This window comes from Kitasatospora sp. NPDC015120, from assembly GCF_043080305.1.
Taxonomy (GTDB): domain Bacteria; phylum Actinomycetota; class Actinomycetes; order Streptomycetales; family Streptomycetaceae; genus Kitasatospora.
In genome coordinates, this window is the sequence record NZ_JBIBVJ010000004.1 from 59,700 (window position 1) to 78,087 (window position 18,388).

The 18,388-nt window shown below is 74.2% G+C and carries 12 protein-coding genes and 1 pseudogene; 5 read left to right on the plus strand and 8 right to left on the minus strand.

Features of this window, described 5'->3' with window-relative positions; genetic code table 11:
• The first annotated feature begins 9 nt into the window (after window positions 1–9).
• Window positions 10–792 (plus strand): serine hydrolase, encoded by a 783-nt coding sequence (locus tag ACF1AK_RS12040; protein WP_391498679.1) that lies wholly within the window; start codon window positions 10–12, stop codon window positions 790–792.
• Window positions 793–959: 167 nt separating this feature from the next.
• On the opposite strand, the gene ACF1AK_RS12045 is transcribed toward ACF1AK_RS12040, so the two are convergent.
• The 5 genes from ACF1AK_RS12045 to ACF1AK_RS12065 form a co-directional block, all read right to left on the minus strand.
• Complete coding sequence (locus tag ACF1AK_RS12045; protein ID WP_391498680.1) at window positions 960–2,093, minus strand: FAD-dependent monooxygenase; 1,134 nt, start codon at window positions 2,091–2,093, stop codon at window positions 960–962.
• 104 nt (window positions 2,094–2,197) lie between these two features.
• Complete coding sequence (locus tag ACF1AK_RS12050) at window positions 2,198–2,806, minus strand: ATP/GTP-binding protein (protein WP_391498681.1); 609 nt, start codon at window positions 2,804–2,806, stop codon at window positions 2,198–2,200.
• A 3-nt stretch (window positions 2,807–2,809) separates the two neighbouring features.
• A complete protein-coding gene (locus ACF1AK_RS12055; RefSeq protein WP_391498682.1) occupies window positions 2,810–3,241 on the minus strand; it encodes a DUF742 domain-containing protein in 432 nt (143 codons plus the stop codon).
• Between the two features lie 7 nt (window positions 3,242–3,248).
• Entirely contained in the window at window positions 3,249–3,680 is a 432-nt protein-coding gene (locus tag ACF1AK_RS12060) for a roadblock/LC7 domain-containing protein (protein WP_391498683.1), read from the minus strand.
• The gene (locus ACF1AK_RS12065) at window positions 3,677–6,712 is read right to left on the minus strand and encodes a nitrate- and nitrite sensing domain-containing protein (RefSeq protein WP_391498684.1); all 3,036 of its coding nucleotides are present in this window, start codon (window positions 6,710–6,712) and stop codon (window positions 3,677–3,679) included. Before ACF1AK_RS12065 ends, ACF1AK_RS12060 begins: the two co-directional genes overlap by 4 nt.
• Window positions 6,713–7,425: 713 nt before the next feature.
• Between ACF1AK_RS12065 and ACF1AK_RS12070 the strand changes: the two are divergent.
• Both ACF1AK_RS12070 and ACF1AK_RS12075 read left to right on the plus strand, forming a co-directional pair.
• A pseudogene (locus tag ACF1AK_RS12070) lies at window positions 7,426–9,111 on the plus strand (2-isopropylmalate synthase); the annotation flags it as partial.
• A gap of 72 nt (window positions 9,112–9,183) precedes the next feature.
• Window positions 9,184–9,678: a YbaK/EbsC family protein gene (locus ACF1AK_RS12075; protein ID WP_391499048.1), complete on the plus strand. Its 495-nt coding sequence runs from the start codon at window positions 9,184–9,186 to the stop codon at window positions 9,676–9,678.
• Window positions 9,679–9,977: 299 nt separating this feature from the next.
• Here ACF1AK_RS12075 and ACF1AK_RS12080 read toward each other — a convergent pair whose 3' ends face one another.
• Window positions 9,978–11,387: an MFS transporter gene (locus ACF1AK_RS12080; RefSeq protein WP_391498685.1), complete on the minus strand. Its 1,410-nt coding sequence runs from the start codon at window positions 11,385–11,387 to the stop codon at window positions 9,978–9,980.
• A gap of 124 nt (window positions 11,388–11,511) precedes the next feature.
• Here ACF1AK_RS12080 and ACF1AK_RS12085 point away from each other — a divergent pair, with 124 nt between their 5' ends.
• Both ACF1AK_RS12085 and ACF1AK_RS12090 read left to right on the plus strand, forming a co-directional pair.
• Window positions 11,512–12,162: a helix-turn-helix domain-containing protein gene (locus tag ACF1AK_RS12085; protein WP_391498686.1), complete on the plus strand. Its 651-nt coding sequence runs from the start codon at window positions 11,512–11,514 to the stop codon at window positions 12,160–12,162.
• Between the two features lie 41 nt (window positions 12,163–12,203).
• Window positions 12,204–12,800 (plus strand): helix-turn-helix domain-containing protein, encoded by a 597-nt coding sequence (locus ACF1AK_RS12090; RefSeq protein WP_391498687.1) that lies wholly within the window; start codon window positions 12,204–12,206, stop codon window positions 12,798–12,800.
• 242 nt (window positions 12,801–13,042) lie between these two features.
• On the opposite strand, the gene ACF1AK_RS12095 is transcribed toward ACF1AK_RS12090, so the two are convergent.
• Complete coding sequence (locus tag ACF1AK_RS12095) at window positions 13,043–13,711, minus strand: hypothetical protein (protein ID WP_391498688.1); 669 nt, start codon at window positions 13,709–13,711, stop codon at window positions 13,043–13,045.
• Window positions 13,712–13,724: 13 nt separating this feature from the next.
• Window positions 13,725–18,311 carry a polymorphic toxin-type HINT domain-containing protein gene (locus ACF1AK_RS12100; protein ID WP_391498689.1) on the minus strand — a complete coding sequence of 1,529 codons (4,587 nt, stop codon included), beginning with the start codon at window positions 18,309–18,311 and terminating at the stop codon, window positions 13,725–13,727.
• Window positions 18,312–18,388: the final 77 nt, after the last annotated feature.

An 18,388-nucleotide genomic window follows, 5' to 3' on the forward strand; every position in this document is an offset into this window, starting at 1 on the left:
GAAGCGGACATGCTGTCAGTTGTGGTGGCCCCCTGGGGCGATGAGCCGGTGTTCGAGCGGAACGGGGACGAGCCGCACGCCGCGGCGAGCACGATGAAGGTGGCCGTGCTGGCCGCGCTGAGCCGGGCCGGAGCGGATCCGCGGGAACCGGTGCCGGTGGTGAACGCCTTCGCCTCCCGGGCCGGAGGGGAGTTCACCAACGATCCGGACTGGGACAGCGACCCGGTGCCGTGGACGCTGCTCGGTGCCACCGTGCCGCTGGGACTGCTCACCGAGCGGATGATCACCCACTCCTCCAACCTCGCCACCAACCTCTGCCTGGCCCGGGCCGGGCACGGGGCGGTGGAGGAGGTGTGGCGGCGGGCCGGGGCGACCCGCAGCGCCAGCCCGCGCGGGATCGAGGACCACCCCGCGCGCGAGGCGGGCGTGCACAACCTGGTCACCGCGCGCGACCTGGTCCGGCTGCTGCAGTCCCTGGACGGCGAGCCGGAGTTGCTGGAGCTGCTGGAGCGCAACTCCTTCCGGGTCGACCTGGCGGCCGGACTGCCGCCGGGGACCAGGGTCGCGTTCAAGAACGGCTGGCTCCCCGGCGTGCGGCACTGCGTCGCGCTGGTCCACCCGGACGACTGCCCGCCGTACCTGCTGGCCGTCTGCTACACCGGCCCGCTCGCCTCGGGCGCCGACGAGGCCGCCGCCGACCCGGCCGCCCGCCTGCTGGCCCGGGTCTCGGCGGCGGTGTGGGAGCGGCGGCACGCGGTCGGCGCCGCCCCCGCCCGGTCGGGCGCGCGCTGACGCCTGCGGGTGCGCCGGTCACGCCGCCGGGAGGGCGTCACCTCGGCCCGGGGCCCGGCGCGGACACCCGTCCGCACCGGGCCCCGGCCGTTCGGCCACGGGTGACCGGGTGACCGGGTGACCGGGTGTCCGGGTGACCGGGTGTCCGGGTGGGCCGGAGGGCGGCGTCAGTACGGCCGGACGAGCGCGTGCGCGGCGCCCGGGATGCCGACCTTCAGCAGCTCGTCCTCCTCCGGGGTGGTCGGCGTGCCGGTCTCCTGCTTGAGGATCGCCCGGGACATCGCCTGCACCCACATGGCGCGCGGCCGGCGGCGCTCCTCCCAGGCGGCCAGCGCCTCGGGCACCGTGCCGGCGGCGTCCAGGCTCAGGGCCAGCACCAGGGCGTCCTCGACGGCCATCGCGGCGCCCTGCGCCAGGTGCGGGGTGGAGGCGTGCGCGGCGTCACCGGCCAGCACCACCCGGCCGACGTGCCACGGCTCCTCGACGGTGACCTGCGAGATCCGCGAGTACACCACCGCGGCCGGGTCGGTGACCTGGGCCAGCGCCTCGGCGATCGGCCCGCCGAAGCCGGCCAGCCGCTCGCGCAGCTGCTCGTGGGCCCGCTGCGGGTCCGGGCGGAAGTCCTCGGCCTCGGCGAACACCGAGCCCAGGTACATCAGGTCGTCGCTGATCGGGGTGAGCAGCGCCTTGGCCTTCAGGTTGCCGGTGGACATCACCACGCCCTGCACCTCGGGCGAACGCGGCAGGGTGACCCGCCAGTTGGCGAAGCCGGTGTACTCCGGGGCGTACGTCTCGCCGTAGAGCCGCTTGCGCAGCGGCGAGCCGATGCCGTCGAAGCCGACCACCAGGTCGTAGCGGGCGCTGCTGCCGTCGGACAGGGTGACCGCCACCTCCTCGCCCTCGTCGGCGAGTCCGGTGATGGTGGTGCCGAAGCGCAGGGTCGCGCCGGCGGCGGTCGCGGCCTCGCCCAGCACCCGGGCCAGGGCGGGGCGGGGGATGCCGTTGGTCGGCGGCGCGTCGTCCATCCGGGGCTGCGGGATCTTCGCGAGGACGCCGCCGGCCGGGTCGCAGATGGTGAGCACCTCCCATGCGAAGCCGACCGCCAGGCACTGCTCCAGCACGCCGATCTCGCGCATCACGTGCAGCGCGTTGGAGGGCTGGATGATGCCGACGCCGAGCGCCTCCAGGGCGTCGCGCAGCTCGACGACGTCGACCCGGTGGCCGCGGCCGGCGAGGGCGGTGGCGGCGGTCAGGCCGCCGATGCCGGCGCCGTGGACGAGGACGCGCAGGGGTGGGGTCATGGTGGTGCTACTCCAAGGGGGAGGGGGCGGGGAAGGCGGAACGGGGAAGGCGGGACGGGGAATGCGGGACGGGGAGGGCGGGGCGGGAAGGGCGGGGAAACGTTTCAGCCGACCGGGGCGCCGGCCAGCTCCATCAGGTGGTCGACCAGCGCGAGCAGCAGGTCCCGCCCGAACATCCGCACCCGCACGTCGCCGACCAGCATCGGTACCTGCGGATCGAGGTCCAGGGCGGCCCGGACCTCCGCCACGGTGCGGGTGTTCTCGCCGTGGAAGCAGTTGATCGCCACCACGAACGGGATGCCCCGGCTCTCGAAGAAGTCGATCGAGGCGAAGCTGGTCTCCAGCCGGCGGGTGTCGGCGATCACGATGCCGCCGAGCGCGCCGTTCACCAGGTCGTTCCACATGAACCAGAAGCGCTCCTGGCCGGGCGTGCCGAACAGGTAGACCACCAGCTCCGGGCTGACCGTGATCCGCCCGAAGTCCAGGGCGACCGTGGTGGTCTCCTTGCTGTCCACCCCGGACAGGTCGTCGACGCCCTCGCTGGCGCGGGTCAGGTACTCCTCGGTGCGCAGCGGCGCGACCTCGCTCACCGACCCGACCAGGGTCGTCTTGCCCACCCCGAAGCCGCCGGCGATGAGGATCTTCAGGGCCGCGGGCGCGGCGGCCGTGAGGGGGGACGGGGGGGAGGAGGGGAGAGGTGCGGATGGTGCCATGGTTCAGAGCCTCCGGAGTCCTTCGCGTACGGCCGTCAGCAGCCCGAGGTCCAGGCCGCCGTCCCCCGAGGCCCGGGCCACCGAGATCGGTGCCCGGGCCCGCAGCAACCCCTGGGCGATGAGGTCGCCCAGGAGGATCTTCGTCACCGAGACCGGCAGGTCGAGCCCGGCCGCCACCTCGGCGACGGCGGCCGGCCGGCGGCACCGCTCCAGGATCAGGCGGTGTTCCGGCTGCAGGCCGCGGACGCCCGACGACCGGGAGGCCAGCACCGGGTCCGCGAGCTCCTCCACCGTGGTCAGCAGGGTGATCAGGGTGAGGTGGTCGTGCTCCGGCGCCGTCCGGCCGCGGGTGATGGTGTACGGGCGCACCATCGTGCCCGCGCCGTAGTCCTCGTCCTCGTCCTCGTCGGGCAGCTCGCTCCAGTGCGGCCTCACCGGAGCGTCACCCCCGGTTCCTGGCGGCGAAGGCGTCGAACTCGCTGCGGACCGGCGTGCTGAGCTTCTGGCCGACCTGCTGGACGAGCTGGTGCATGGCCACCGACATCACCTCGGCGTCCACCTCCTGGTCGGCGACCACGGCCAGGTGGGTGCCCTGGGCGGCGGCGATGACGAACAGCCAGAGCTCGGCCAGCTCGATGATCACCTGGTGGACCGGACCGCCGTCGAAGAGCTGGCCGATGCCCCGGGCGAGGCTCTGCTGGCCGGTGGCGACGGCCGCCAGGCGCTCGGCGTCGGCGCGGTCGATGGAGCGCGAGTGGCTGACCACCAGGCCGTCGTCGGAGAGCAGAACGGCGCTTCTCGTGCCGGGCACCGCGTCGACGAGTCCGTCCAGCAGCCAGTCGAGGTCCTGGTGGGTGGCGATGGTGCGGTTCATGACTGCTCTTCCGTCCTCGTGGTTCGGGGGTCCGCGGCCGGGAGGGCCCAGGGGGAGGGACCCGGCGCGGGAGTCGGGGGGCCGGTGACGGCCGTGGGCGCGGCCGGGCCGGGGGGCAGGCCGCGCTGCGCCGCGTGGTCCGCGGCGGTGCGGTCGGCGCCGGCGGCGGAGCCGGTGGCGGTGTCGTCGGTGGTGCCGGGCAGGGCGCCGTCGAGGCCGCGGGCGGCCCGGGACTGGCGCTGGAAGGCGCCGACCGTGGCGCCCGAGCGGCGCGCCGGGCGCTGGAACGGGCCCGCCGCGGGCTGGGCGGCGGTGCCGGTGGCAGTGGTGCCGGCGTTCCCGGTGCCGGCGCCGCCCGCGCCGGTCCCTCCGGCGCCGGGGTGGCCGGTCCAGGAGTCCCGGGGCGGCGGGGGGACGCGCAGCTCGGCGGCCAGGCTGGCCTGCCGGACCCGCTGCGGCAGCGGGGGCTGGGAGCCGGTCTGCGGCGCGGCCGGGGCCGGGGAGGCCGGGGCCGGCTGCGGCGCCGGGCCGGTGCCGTCCTCGCGCCGCCGCTCGGCCAGCCGGTAGTGGTCGGCGGGCCGGTACTGCTCGTCGGCGTACGGGGCCTCGGCGGGCGTCACCGTGGCGTAGGCGATGTCCGGGTAGGCCGGGTCGTCGTACCGGGGCTGCGCGGGCCGGTCGGGCGCGCCGTGCGCCGCCCGGGCGCCGTACGGCGCGCCGTGCTCGACCGGCCGGCCCGCCTCGGCGAGCGGGTACAGGTAGCCGTCGGCCTCGCCGTGCCCGAAGCCGCCGCCGAAGCCTTCGAAGCCCCCGCCGAAGCCGTTGCCGAAACCGTCGTCGGCACCGTTCCCGAAGCCGTCCTCGAAGCCTTCGCGGGCCGGGGCCCCGAACACCTCGTCGTCGGACGGCGGCACGTACTCGACGTGGGCGAAGGCCTCGGCCGGGGCCGGGTGGGCGCCGGGGGTGAACCAGTCGCCGCCCGCCGGGTCCGGGTCCGCCCCGGGCGCCGCGAGGGCCGCGCGCTCCTCCGCCTCGTCCACCGCGACCACCGGCGAGGACGCCGGGGCGGGCGCGGCCGAGGGCATCTCGGTCACCGAGGCGAGCGGCGCGGGCTCCTTGCGCTGCTCGGGCCGCTGGCGCCGGGCGAGCGGGATCGGGGTGACCTCGGCGCCGTCCGGCAGCCCGGCGTCGCCGTCCAGCACGTACTCGCCGGGGACGAGCACGACCACCCTGGTCCCGCCGAAGGCCGACGGGCGGAACTCGATCTGCAGGCCGATCGCGGCCGCCAGCCGGCCCACCACGTGGAAGCCGAGGCGGATGTCGTCGCCGCGCGCCAGCATGTCGGTGCGCGGCGGGTCGTCGGCGAGCGCGGCGGCCATCAGTGCGTTGGCCGCGTCGTACTGCTCCAGGTCCATGCCGAGGCCGCGGTCCTCGATCTCGATGGCGAGCCCGCGCCCGACGACGGCTGCCCGCACGTCGACCGGCGTCGGCGGCTTCGAGAAGCTGGCCGCGTTCTCCATCAGCTCCGCGACCACGTGGGCGACCGGGCCGACCGCCCGCTCGGAGAGCCAGGGGTGGCCCTCGACGTCCAGCACGATCCGGCGGTACTCCTGCACCTCGCCCTGCGCCGAGCGCAGCACGTCCAGCAGCGGCACCGGCTTGCGCCACTTCCGCTGCGGCTGGCCCCCGGCCATGATGACCAGGTTCTCCTCGTAGCGGCGCAGGCGGGCCGTCAGGTGGTCGAGGTCGAACAGGCCCTCCAGGACGTCCGGGTCCTCGTGCCGGCGCTCCAGGGTGTCCAGCTTGCGCAGCTGCTGGCCGATCAGCAGCTGGGTGCGGCGGGCGATGCGCTGGAGCAGCCGCTCGAAGCCGCGGTGCTGCTCGGCCTGCCGGACGGCGGTCTCCAGCGCGGAGGTGCGGGCCAGGTTCAGCGCCTGGCCCAGCTCGGCCAGCTCGTCGCCGCCGCGGGCCCGGGCCCCGGCGGTGATCGCCCGGCTCTCGGCCTCGACGTCGACCTGCTCGCCGCGCGCGAGCCGCTCGACCACCTCGGGCAGGGTGCGCTCCAGCTCCTGCGCCTGGAGGTGGAGGTCCTTGATCCGGCGGCGCAGCGAGCGGGTCAGCCGCCAGCTGGTGACGACCACCGCGATCACCGCGAGCAGGCCGATCGCGGCGGTCAGCGCGACCCGGGTGAGCAGCGAGAGGAACGTGCCCTTGCCGACCTCGACCACGCCGTCGGTGCGGGTCTCCAGGGCCTTCACCAGCTGCGGGTTGATCTGGTCGAGGGCCTGGCGCCACTGGTCCTGCAGCGGCGGCAGGCGGACGGTGCCGGTGGCGTCGGCGACGGCCGGGCGGGTGAGCGCCTGCTCCACGGAGGTCTTGGCCTGCCAGGCGCTGCCGCTCATCAGCTCCGCCCAGGTGCCCCGTTCGTCCTCCGGGAGGTAGGGGACGACCTGGACGGAGAAGAGGTGCTCCTGGGCGCCGATGGCCTGCTGGACGAGCTGGTAGTCGGCGGCGGCGAGCTTGCCGGAGGGCCAGCCGCGGGCGAGGATCGCGTCCTCGCGGGCCAGCATCTCCTTCGCCCAGAAGGAGTTCACCAGGGTCTTGGAGATCCAGGTGACCTCGCCGTTGTCGCCGTGGCTGAGCGTGGTGAACAGCCGCAGGTCCACCGCGATCAGGTCGGTGTAGTACGCGTAGACGCTCTGCTGGTCGGCGGTGCCCTTGTCGACGGCGGCCCGCTGGTCGCCCAGCCTGTCCATCGCGCGCCGGGCCTCGGCCACGGCCGTGAGCACCTCGGCGGGAGCGCTGTCGGCGGTCTCCCGGGAGAGGACCTGGAACTTCTGCACGGCCTCGTCGGTGAGCTGGCGCTGGCGCTTCAGCTGGTCGGTGACGGCGGCGGTGCCGGGCCGGGCGAGCGCCTCGGCGGTGAGGCGGCGCTCCTCCTGGAGGTTGTAGTAGACGATGTTGGACGGCTGTCCCGCCTTCTGGGCCAGCAGTCCCTGGTCCGCCTGACGCTGGAAGTCGAAGAAGGTCACACCGCTGGTGACCGCCCACAGGACGGCCAGGGCGATGCTGGGGACGAGGGCGAGGACGAGCAGTGCCGTCCGCAGTGACAGGCGCGGACGACGCCTGCGGGGGGCCTTCGGCGTCGGGGGCCGCCGATTCGCACGCGCGCGCAGAGCTGACTCCTTGGGGCTGGCGGTCGGCCCGGGAGGGGCCGCACCGACCGGGGCACGGGCTTTATGACGAGGCGATACTAGTCATACGGTGTGTGAGGAGTGAAAGCCCGTTCGATCTCCGGGCCGTGCACACACAAGTCGTTGACATCGCCGCGGGGCGGGATCCGCGGCTCCCACGGGGCGCTTCCCCGGCCGCCGCGCGCCCCGCTCCGCCGTGCCGCGCGGCAGGTCCGGCCGGTCGCGCGGTGGCGCCCGCCGGTCCGTGCGGCAAGTCCCGCAGAGTGGAACGGGGTTGTCCCGCCGGACGGTTCACGGCTACGGTACTCGCCATCATGCAGACGTGGAACCTTCTTCTCGGTGGCCGCAGCGGGGTCTGACAGACCGGCACCCCGCTGCGGGTCGCCGTGCTGCCGGTCGTCGTCCCCTCGACACCGAACCAGGGAAGGACGCCGCACCCCGTGCGCTCCACCGAACCCGCACAGAACGTCAAGCCGTTCGCCACCCTGCGGACACCCGCCGGGCCCGTCCCCGCCGACGCCCCCGCCTGGAACCCCCAACGCGCCGGTTCCATGCCCTCCCACCGCTACCGCCCCGCCCACGAGCGCGTCCCGCTGCCGCCCGTCGACGCCCTGCCGGGCGGGCGCCGGTGGCCCGCCCGGCGGATCGAGCGGGCCCCGCTGTGGGTCCCGGTCGACCTGCGGGACGGCAACCAGGCGCTCGCCGAACCGATGGACCCGGGCCGCAAGCGCCGGATGTTCGACCTCTTCCTCGCCATGGGCTTCAAGGAGATCGAGGTCGGCTACCCCTCCGCCAGCCGGACCGACTTCGACTTCGTGCGCCACCTCGCCACCACCCCCGGCGCGGTGCCCGAGGACGTCACCGTCGTGGTCTTCACCGCCGCCCGCGCCGACCTGATCGACCGCACCTTCGAAGCCGTCGAGGGACTGCCCCGGGTCGTCGTCCACCTCTACACGGCCACCGCCCCCGTCTGGCGCGAGCTCGTCCTCGGCCGCGACCGGGCCCAGGTGCGGGAGCTGGTCACCGCCGCCGCCGAGCGGATGGCCCGCCGCGGCGGCGACCGCCCCGGCCTGCGCTTCCAGTTCTCGCCCGAGGTCTTCAACCTGACCGAACCGGACTACGTGCTGGAGCTGTGCGACGGCCTCACCGAACTGTGGGACGCCGATCCGGACCGCCCGGTGATCCACAACCTGCCCGCCACCGTCGAGATCGCCACCCCCAACGTCTATGCCGACCAGATCGAGTACCTGCACCGGCACCTGGCCCGGCGCGACGCGGTGATCCTCTCCGTCCACCCCCACAACGACCGCGGCACCGGCATCGCCTGCGCCGAACTCGCCCTGCTGGCCGGCGCCCAGCGGATCGAGGGCTGCCTGTTCGGCAACGGCGAGCGGACCGGCAACGTCGACCTGGCGACCCTCGCGCTGAACCTGTACACCCAGGGCGTCGACCCGATGCTCGACTTCTCCGACATCGACGGGATCCGCCGCACCGTCGAGCACTGCAACCGGCTGCCCGTCCCCGAACGCCACCCCTACGTCGGCGACCTCGTCCACACCGCCTTCTCCGGCACCCACCAGGACGCCATCAAGAAGGGCCTCGCCCACCACGCCGCCACCGCCGCCCGCCTCGGCGTGCCCGAGCGGCAGGCCCCGTGGGACGTCCCGTACCTGCCGATCGACCCGGCCGACCTCGGGCGCGACTACGAGGCGGTGATCCGGGTCAACAGCCAGTCCGGCAAGGGCGGCATCGCCTACCTGCTGCAGACCGGGCACGGGCTGGACCTGCCGCGCCGGATGCAGATCGAGTTCTCCCGGGTGGTCCAGGAGTCGACGGACGACAGCGGACGCGAGGTCAGCGCCGACGAGCTGTACGCCCTGTTCCGCGCCGCCTACCTGGACGCGGCGCCCGCCGCGGCGAGCTGGCGCACCGGGGAGGCCGACGGGCGGCACTGGGCGACGCTGTCGCTCACGCCCGGCGGGGACGGCCCCCGCGGGGAGGGGCACCGCGGGGAGGGCAACGGGCCGCTGGCCGCCGTGACGGCGGCGCTCGGCGCGGCCGGGCACGAGGTGGACATCCTGCAGTTCACCGAGCACGCCGTGCGCACCGGGCCCGACAGCGACGCCGTCGCCTACGTCGAGGCCCGGGTGGACGGGCAGGTGGTCTGGGGCGCCGGGCGCGACTCCTCGGTGCTGGCGGCCGGCGTCCGGGCGGTGCTCAGCGCCGTCGGGCGGGCGGGTGCCGGGTCCTCGGCTCCCGCGGGCGCCGGGGCAGCACGGCGGGACGGGGCGGTACGGCAGGATGGGGCGATGACCGACGACACATCCCTGCCCAGCAGCAGCCGGGCGGTCGCCGACGCCCTCGCCGAGGCCGGCCTGCCCGGGGAGATCCGCGTCCTGCCCGATTCCGCCCGCACCGCCGCCGAGGCAGCCGCCGCCCTCGGCTGCGAGGTCGGCGCCATCGCCAACAGCCTGGTCTTCGTCTGCGACGGCGAGCCCCTGCTCGTCATGACCAGCGGCGCCCACCGCGTCGACACCGCCTTCCTCGCCCGCGCCCTGGGTACCGGGCCGATCACCCGGGCGAGCGCGGCCCAGGTGCGGGAGGCCACCGGCCAGGCCATCGGCGGCGTCGCCCCGGTCGGCCACCCGGCGCCGCTGCGCACCGTCGTCGACACCGACCTCGCCGGTCACGCACTGCTGTGGGCGGCCGCCGGCCACCCGCACACGGTGGTGCCGATGACGTACGAGGAACTGCTGAAGCTGACCGGCGGCACGGCGTCGGCGGTGGTCCCGCCGCAGGAGTAGCGGCAGGACCGACCGCCGGGGCACGGGACCGCTCCGTGGGGCGGTTCCGTGCCCGGGGTCGTCCGGTGGCGGTCCCGGGTGGCGGGTGGCGTGGGGGGCGGGCCCGTGGCGCGGTGCGCCGGGGCCCGTCGTGGCGGCAGGACCGCTGGGGGTGCGGGCCCGGGCTCGGCGGCGCCGGTGACGACGACCGCCGGGCCGTCGAGCCACCCCTCGGCGGCGCGCGGCGCGTCGAGGACCCGCGGCCCCCTCGGGCCGTCCGCGACACGCGGTCCGGAACGGGGCCCGGGCGGCCGTTCCGGTCAGCGCTGCCGGGAGGCGCGGGCGACCAGGAGCAGGAACAGACCGCAGGCCGTGACCAGCAGCCAGCCCGGGCGGGAGGCGGCGGCGAGGCCGGCCGGGGTCGCGCCCGCCACCAGGCCGCCGGCCACGGCGATGCCGACGGCCGAGCCGAGCTGCCGGGCCGTCGAGGTGATCGCGCCGGCCACCCCGGCGCGGTCCGCCGGCAGGCCGCCGACGGCCGTGTTGGTGATCGGCGCGTTGGCGAAGCCGAAGCCGGTGCCGAGCAGCAGCAGCGCGACCAGCAGCACCGGAACGTCGGCCGGGCTCCCGTCGGACAGACCGGTGCGCACCAGCAGCAGTGCCCCGCCGGCCGCGGTGAACCAGGCCGCGAGCAGCAGCGGCCGGCGCGGTCCGCCCCTGCTCACCAGCACGCCGGACAGCGGCGCGCACACCGTCGCCCCCAGCGCCATCGGCAGCGTGGCCAGCCCGGCGGTCAGCGGCGTCCACCCCCGGCCGTGCTGCATCTGGAAGGTGGTGAGCAGCAGGCTCACCGTCAGCGCCACGAACACCGCCACCGCGCCCAGCACGGCCGTGCCGAACACCGGCCGCCGGAACAGCGCGAGGTCCATCAGCGGTTCGGCCCGGCGGCGTTCGGCCCGCACGAACCCGGCGGTGGCCGCGGCCGTCACCGCGTACCCCGCGAGCGCCCACGGCGAGGCCCAGCCCAGCCGCGGTCCCTCGATCAGCACGGCCACCGCCGCCGCCACGGCCGCGGTGAGCAGGACCTGCCCGGGCAGGTCGAGCCGGCGGGCACGCGGCGCCCGCGACTCCGGCACGACCAGCGCCGTCAGCACCACGGCCACCGCCACCACCGGCACGTTCACCCAGAACACCGACCGCCAGCCGAACGCGGCGACCAGCGCCCCGCCGGTCACCGGCCCCGCCGCCATGCTCAGCCCGAACACCGACGCCCACACCCCGATCGCCCGGGCCCGCTCCCGGGGGTCGGGCATCGCGTTCACCACGATCGCCAGCGCCACCGGGCTCAGCATCGAGGCGCCCACGCCCTGAAGGGCGCGGGCCGCGACCAGCGCGCCCGTCGACGGCGCGAGCGCGCAGCCGAGCGAGGCGAGGCCGAAGAGCAGCAGGCCGCACTGGAAGACCCGGCGGCGCCCGAAGCGGTCGGCGAGCGCGCCGGCCGTGATCAGCAGACTGGCGAGGACGACGGTGTAGGCGTCCACGATCCACTCCAGGTCGCGGGTGCCCACCCGCAGCCCGCGCCCGATCGCCGGCAGGCCGACGTTGACGATCGTGGTGTCCAGGCCGACCAGGAACAGGCTCAGCGCGCAGACGGCGAGCACGGTCCAGCGCCGACGGGCGGTGAGCGGGGGCGGGGGTGGGGACGGGTGTGCGGTCGCGGTGGTGGTCATGGGGTGGACACGCCTTCCGGTCGGATCGTCATCACGGCGCGCCCATGCTGGGGCCGGGGGAGGGCTGCGGGGCAGCGTTCTTGCGGAAACCGCAAAGGGCTGGTCCCGGGGCAGAATCACGTTCATGGACGCCGACCCCGCCACGACCGACGACGTCGACCCCGCCACCGCCACCGCCGCCACCGCCGCCACCGACGACGTCGACGTCGACGACGTCGCGGAGACCATCGCCGCCATCGGGCCCCGGCTGCGTGCGCTGCGCCTCGGCCGAGGCCTCACCCTGGACGCCCTCGCCACCGCCACCGGCATCTCCGTGAGCACCCTCTCCCGCCTGGAGTCCGGCCACCGCCGCCCCACCCTCGACCTGCTCATCCCGCTCGCCCGCGCCCACCGCGTCGCCCTGGACCACCTGATCGCCGCCCCCGCCACCGGCGACCCCCGCGTTCACCTGCAACCCCGCCGGCGCGACACCGGCAGCGTGCTCGTCCCGCTCACCCAGTACCCCGGCCGGGTGCAGGTCTTCAAACAGGTCCTCGCCCCGCGTGAACCCCGGCTGGTCAGCCACGCCGGCTACGAGTGGCTCTACGTGCTCGCCGGCGACCTGCGGCTCCTCCTCGGCGACCGCGCGTTCACCCTCCGCCCCGGCGAGGCCGCCGAGTTCGACACCGCCGAGCCGCACTGGTTCGGCCCGGCGGGCCCCGACGCCGTGGAGATCCTCCACCTCTACGGCCCCCACGGCGACCAGGCCGTGCTGCGCACCGCCACCGCGCCGTAGCAGCGTTGCCGCGACCGGGACGTCCTGGTTCGATCGTCCGTATGGACCAGGACGCCAACCCCGAGATCGCCGCCACGCTGCGCCAGATCGGCCCCCGGCTGCGCCGGCTGCGCGAGCGCAAGGGCATGTCCCTGGCCGAGCTCGGCCAGGCCACCGGCATCTCCAAGAGCACGCTCTCCCGGCTGGAGTCCGAGCAGCGCAAACCCAGCCTGGAACTCCTGCTGCCGATCGCCGCCGCCCTCGCCGTCCCGCTGGACGAGATCGTCGCCGCCCCGCGCGTCCAGGACCCGCGCGTCCACCAGCACCCGGGGCGCGCCGACGGGCGGACCTTCGTCCCGCTCTCCCGCCACCGCACCGAGCCCCGGGCGTTCAAGATCACCATCCCGGCGGCCCAGCACACCCCCTCCCTCGCCACCCACACCGGGCACGAATGGCTCTACGTGCTCTCCGGCCGCCTGCGGCTGCTGCTCGGCGAGCACGACGTCGTCCTCGCCCCGGGCGAGGCGGCCGAGTTCGACTGCCAGAACCCGCACTGGTTCGGCTCCGCGGGCGCCGGTGACGTCGAAGTCCTCAGCCTCTTCGGCAAACAGGGCGAACGCCTCCACCTCCGCGCCCGCACCCGCCCCAAGGGGGCCTGAGCGGAGCCACGTTCCCGCAGCGCAGGGGTCGACCGGCCTGCACGTCGACTGCCGCCACTCAACCCGCGATGGCCGGCCGGAGCCCGCCGCCGCGGCACCGAGGACCGGCATGCCGTCCCGCCGGCCTGGCGCCCCCGGGCGTGCCGGGCGTGCGCAGTTGAATCCGGCCCTCCACACTGACCGCAAACAACAGAGGCCGGGCCCGCTCTGTTCGGCAGAGCGGGCCCGGCTTCTTGTCAGGGTCAGTCCTCCAGGTCCGACCAGACGTTGAGGTTGCCGTCCTCGACGACCCAGTCGTGGTAGCCGAGTACGCGGCCGATTTCCTCGAACCGGGCCAGGCGGCCCGGACCGATCGGAACGAAGTACACCTTCATGGCCCGCAGGAAGAGCCTGAACCCGAGATCGGATCCCAGCGCGGTGACTGCGGCGTCCAGGGCGGGCACCAGCCCGGGCAGCGGTGGCACGTAGAGATTGGTGACGGCCTTCTCCGCCAGCACCGCTTCGACCGCGCGGAGTTCCGCCAGCACGGTGGCTCCGAGTTCGGGGTGGCCGTCCCGCTCCGGTTCTTCCGGCTCGAACGAGGGGTCGTCCCTGCGGACATAGCCAATGCACGTGTCCGCGATCCGGTCGAACCAGGCGCGTACCGGAATATTCGCACGTGCCGGATCGAACCGGCCATTCACGGCGGCCAGCCACAAGGCGGACAGCGCCTCATCCGGCAACGACGACCGTGCCAGGCGCCGGGCGTCGTCCAAGACTTCCTTGACGTACGCCGAACCCCCCCTGTCCTCGGACAGGGCCAGGACCAGGTCCAGGCAGCCGGGCGCGTCGAAGTACTTGAGCTGCATCCCGATGTAGCGGGACAGCCCGGTGATCCCGAAGTCCTCATGGAAGTCCTGACGCGGGTCCACGGTGTCGGTGTCCTTACTTGGGATAGGCGCTGTAGACAACGAAGTTTCGCTGGGGGTCCTTGTCGTGCTTTCGTGTGTACTTCAGTCTGATGATCACCTTATTTCCTGTGGCGATGCCTTGCGTCGTATTGGCGACTCGGGTGTACGCGGTGCCAAGGGACCCCTCGCCCCTGAGCTCCCAGTCGATCGGGAAGAGGTCTCTGGTCGGGTCGAAGAACCTCTTCTGCGACTGTTCTGAGATCCACCTGGCCAACTTGTTGGCGTTCTGCGAGCTGCGGTCCAGCCACTGCTGGAAGGCCTCCGCCACGGCCCTGGAGGCGGTGGCCTGGTCGTTCCACACGCTGGCGATCCCGTCCTCGTCGATCTTCTTCTCGATCTTCTGGGCGCTCAGCCCCACATGCTGGTCGAGGGTGTGGGCCCCGTTGATGCCTTCGTCGGCCACGATGTCGGTGCAGTTGTGAACGAGAACGTCCGGTCCCTGCTCGCCGGCGGGACGAACGTAGAAGGTGTGCTCGCCGTCGACCGTGAGGTCGTAGACGGGCTGCGGATCGAGTCCCTGACGGTCCCGCACCTGGGTGATCGCCTGCGGGGTCCCGTCGGTCGACCGCAGTCGGTCGCCGACCTTCAACTGGGCGGCGAGGGTCCAGCCGGCGCCGTCCACGTAGAGGCTGTGGCCCGCGGTAGTGGAGAGGACAGTGCCGTTGGCGAGGCTGATCTCCACGAGCCGCTCGGTGTCGTGGGCAAACGTGGCGGTGACCGGCCGCGGCAGCACCTGCCCGGTCACAAGGTCGGTCGCCAGTACCTGGTCACCCGTGCGGACCTCGTCGATCGGCCGGTGCGAGCCGTCCGCCAGCAGGACCTGGGTTGCAGCCGGGAAGCTGTTGACCGGGCAGGACGTCCGGGCGACGCGGGCGATCCCGGCTTCGGCTTCCAGTTGCCGCACCAGTGCCTGATCGACGTCCGGGTTGTTGCGCAGGGCGGCCAGTGCCGCGTCGCTCCCTTCACCGCTGGCGAGCGTGCCACGGAAGCTGGTGACGGCCTCGGCGACCTTGTCCAGCTTCGCCCTCACCGCCTGGCTGTAGCCGTCGAGGGACAGCTGGAGAGCGAGTTTGGCGTCCTCGATGCCGACACCGGCCAGAATGGCGAACCGGTAGGCCGTGATGCTCTTGGCTGCGGTGACCAGTGTCTTGTAGGGGATGAAGTTCGATGCCGCCCAGGCGCAGGGCCCGTTGAGGCCGAGATTGTTGAAGCACTTCACGAAGTCGTCGGTCAGCGCCTTGAGGATCATCTTGGAAGCGTCGATCGAGAGGCAGCCGGCCGGCGCGGCGCCGGGTGAGCAGTACACCTTGTAGTGCATGGCGTACTCGTCATAGGTCATCTCGACGTCAGTCTCTTCGAGACGCTCGATCTCCTTGCTCTCCAGAACAGTGGTCTGCAGCGCGCCGTACTTGAGCTTGCACGCCTCAAGGTCAAGGCCGGGCTCGGGGCACGTCCTCATGACGAGGTCGATGGTGCCCTTGATCCGAACGGTCACCTTGACGTTGCAGACCTCGACACCGGCAGCGTTCCTGTGCCAGGTCGTGTTGTTCCACTTGATCAGCCACCCGAGGGTGGTGCCCTTGTCGTCCTGGATGCACTTGGTCATGTCCTGCTTGAGGATTTCGGGGGTAACCCCGGACCTCAGCTGCTGTTCCAGAGCGGATTGCTGGCCGGTCTCATCGTCGGTCGCGGATGTGTCCTTCTGAAGCTGTGAGATGAGCGTCTCAGCCTGCTGCTTCAGCCAGACCGCGTACTTGGCCTCCGCCGCGGCCTGAGCTGCTTCGTCGCGGCTGCGGCCTGCGGCCGCGGCTTCGGCGAGGGCCTGGTTGTAGGCGGCCTTGGCGGTCGCAGCGTACTGGCGGGCGCGCTTGGCGTAGCCGGCGGCGGCATTCGCGGAGGCGTCGGCCTTTGCGGCGTCGGCGCGGGCGGTGGCGGCGTTCGCGAGCGCCTGTTTGGCGTAGTCGGCGGCCTGGGTGGCGGAGCCCTTGGCCTGAGTCGCGGATGCGGCGGCCTTGGTGGACCAGTCGGCGGCCTGGCCGGCGGAGGCCTGGGCCTGGGCCGCGTAGCCGGCGGCTTCGGCAGCGGATCCGCGGGCGATGGCGTAGGACTGGCCGGCCTCTGCGGCGTACTGGCGGGCGAGAGCCGCCGAGCCGTCGATGTCGGCGAGGTAGGCGTTGACGGTGGCCACGTGCATGGCGGTGAACGCGTCGCGCTGACGGGCCCTGGGCAGGCCGGACTGCAGGAACGGCTCAAGGCGGGCGGCAGGACCGGACAGGACGGCCTGGGCGGCGGCCTTGACCTCGGGGGTGGCGGTGGTCAGCGTCTGGGTGACCAGGACGCGGTTGTCGTCCTCGCGCGCGCGGTGCTGGCCGGTGGCCAGGAAGGCGCGGACGTCCTCCATCGTGCCGTCCAGGGCCCTGGTGGCGGCTGCCTTCACTCCCGGGCCGCCTGCCGCCATGATCTGCGAGAGAAGGACGCGGTCGTCGTCGTCCTTGCCGATGTACTGACCGGTCGCCAGGAACTCCTTGACCTGCTCGGGGCTGCCGACGGCGGCGGCCTCGGCCGCTTCTCGCTGCGCCAGCTTGGTGGGGCCCATGGCGATGGCGATGGCGCTGGTGCGGTTGTCGCGGTCGCGGGCCTCGGCCAGACCTGAGCCGAGGAATGTGAGGACGGCGTCGTCGGCGCCGTCAAGCGCGGCTTCGGAGGCGGCGGCGACCCAGGGGCCGCCGACATCGAGCAGGCGCAGGGCGGCCTGGCGGCCCTTGCGGACGGCGGTCTTGGGCTCGACGCCCGTAGCCGTGGCGTCGGTGATGAGCTGTTCGGTCTCGGCCGCGTACTGGGTGGCCTTGCCGGCTTCCCAGGCCGCTTTGCGGGTCTTGAGGATGTCCTCGCGGGTGGCGTCCTCGGCGGCGGCCATCTCGGCGGCCTGCTGGGCGTCGAGGCGTTCCTGGTCGGAGGCGCGGGCGATGTCGGTGATCTTGTGGGCCTGGAGGGCAGTGCCCGCCGCCGAGTCGGCGGCGGCCTGGGCCGCGTTGGCGGCGGCCTGGGCGGCGTCCGCTGAACCCGAGGAGCTGCCCGCGTGACGGGCGGCCTCCTCGGCCGCTGCTGCCGCTGCTTCGGCATGGGCGGCTGCTCCGTTGGCGGCCTGCTGGGCTGCTGCGGCGGCCGCTGCGGCCTCGGCAGCGATCTTCACCGTGGCGTTCGCGGCGCGGGTGGCCTCGGCGGCCGCGCGGTTGGCGCGGGCGGCGGCCTGGCGGGCGCGCTCGGCGGCGGCGGACGCGACCCCCGACGCACCGGCCGCGTTCGCAGTCGCGGTCGCCGCGGCGGCGGCATTCCCACCCGCCGAGGCCGCAGACCTGGCAGCGGCGCCGGCCTGGTCGGCAGCGGCGCTGGCGAAGCCGCTCGCCTCGGCGGAGGAACGGGCGTCGACCGCGGCCTGGCGGGCTGCGCCGGCGGCCTGGTTCGCAGCCGCGGCCTGGCTGGCGTCGTTTCCGGCAGCGTTGGCCGCGCTCAGCGCCCGGGCTGCGGCCTTGCCCGCGCGAATGGAGGCGGAGGCAGCGTTCGCGGCGGCGTTGGCCGCCTGCCGGGCGGCCTCGTTCGCGGCCTTCGCCGCGTCGGAGGCGGTCTGGGCGGCGTCGGCGGCCCGGGACACGGCGTCGGCCGCGCGTTCGGCAGCCTCCGAAGCGCGACCCGCCTCACCCTGCGCAGCCGCGGTCTCGGCGGCCGCCTTCTCCGCGGCCTGCTTGGCCAGACGGGTCGCGTCCACCGCCTTGGCCGCGGCGTCCTTGGCCTCCTGAGCCTGCGCGCCGGCCTGCGCCGAGGCGTTGCGCGTCAGGTCGGCCAGCTGCGCGACCGTCAGCGTCTCCTGGTCGTGGGCGGCCGCGGTCTGGTAGCCGTACTTCAGGAACAGCTGGACCTCGTCCATGCTGTTGGCACTCAGCGCCGCACCGGCGGCCTTCTTCACCTCCGGCCCGCCGGAGGCCATCAGCTGCGACAGACGCACACGGTCGTCGTCGTCACGGGCCTTGTACTGGCCCAGGTTCAGGAACGCGGTCACGTCCTCCAACGAGCCGTTCATGGCCTGTTGGGCGCCGGACTTCACCCCCGGGCCACCGCTCACCATGAGCTGGGACAGCCGCACCCGCTGGTCGTCCTCGAAGTTCTTCTGCAGGCCCTTGTCGAGGAAGGCCTGGAGGTCGGCGGCGGATCCGGCCAGCGCGGCGGTCGCGGCCTGCCGCACGCCCGGCCCGGAGGAGCCGACGAGTTCCTCGATCTGGGCGCGGAGGTCCTGCTCGCCCGCCGCTGCCTGACCGGTGGCCAGGAACGCCTTGAGGTCGTTCTCGGAGCCGGTCAGCGCCGCCTCCACGGCGCGGCGGGTGGCCGGGCCTCCGCTCTTCCAGGCCTCCACGGCCTTCATCCGGTCCGAGACCGGCCCGGTCGCCGGCGGCACGTCGACCGCCACCGCCGGGATCGTCAGCAGGCCGCCCAGCAGGCCGCTCACGACGATCCCGGCCGCGGCGGCCCGCAACCGTGCCCGCCGAGAAATCAGTGTGGTCCTCATGAAGTATGCAATCCGTCCTCTTTCGCACGGCAGCGAGGTGCCGCCGAGCCGCCGGGGCATGCCTGCTCCGGCGGCTC

What these genes read in the sequence shown, in the direction of transcription:
- ACF1AK_RS12040 (WP_391498679.1), top strand. Translation starts at nt 10, where the DNA reads ATGCTGTCAGTTGTGGTGGCCCCCTGGGGCGATGAGCCGGTGTTCGAG.
- ACF1AK_RS12045 (WP_391498680.1), bottom strand. Translation starts at nt 2,093, where the DNA reads ATGACCCCACCCCTGCGCGTCCTCGTCCACGGCGCCGGCATCGGCGGC.
- ACF1AK_RS12050 (WP_391498681.1), bottom strand. Translation starts at nt 2,806, where the DNA reads ATGGCACCATCCGCACCTCTCCCCTCCTCCCCCCCGTCCCCCCTCACG.
- ACF1AK_RS12060 (WP_391498683.1), bottom strand. Translation starts at nt 3,680, where the DNA reads ATGAACCGCACCATCGCCACCCACCAGGACCTCGACTGGCTGCTGGAC.
- ACF1AK_RS12075 (WP_391499048.1), top strand. Translation starts at nt 9,184, where the DNA reads ATGACCGACGACACATCCCTGCCCAGCAGCAGCCGGGCGGTCGCCGAC.
- ACF1AK_RS12080 (WP_391498685.1), bottom strand. Translation starts at nt 11,387, where the DNA reads ATGACCACCACCGCGACCGCACACCCGTCCCCACCCCCGCCCCCGCTC.
- ACF1AK_RS12085 (WP_391498686.1), top strand. Translation starts at nt 11,512, where the DNA reads ATGGACGCCGACCCCGCCACGACCGACGACGTCGACCCCGCCACCGCC.
- ACF1AK_RS12090 (WP_391498687.1), top strand. Translation starts at nt 12,204, where the DNA reads ATGGACCAGGACGCCAACCCCGAGATCGCCGCCACGCTGCGCCAGATC.
- ACF1AK_RS12100 (WP_391498689.1), bottom strand. Translation starts at nt 18,311, where the DNA reads ATGAGGACCACACTGATTTCTCGGCGGGCACGGTTGCGGGCCGCCGCG.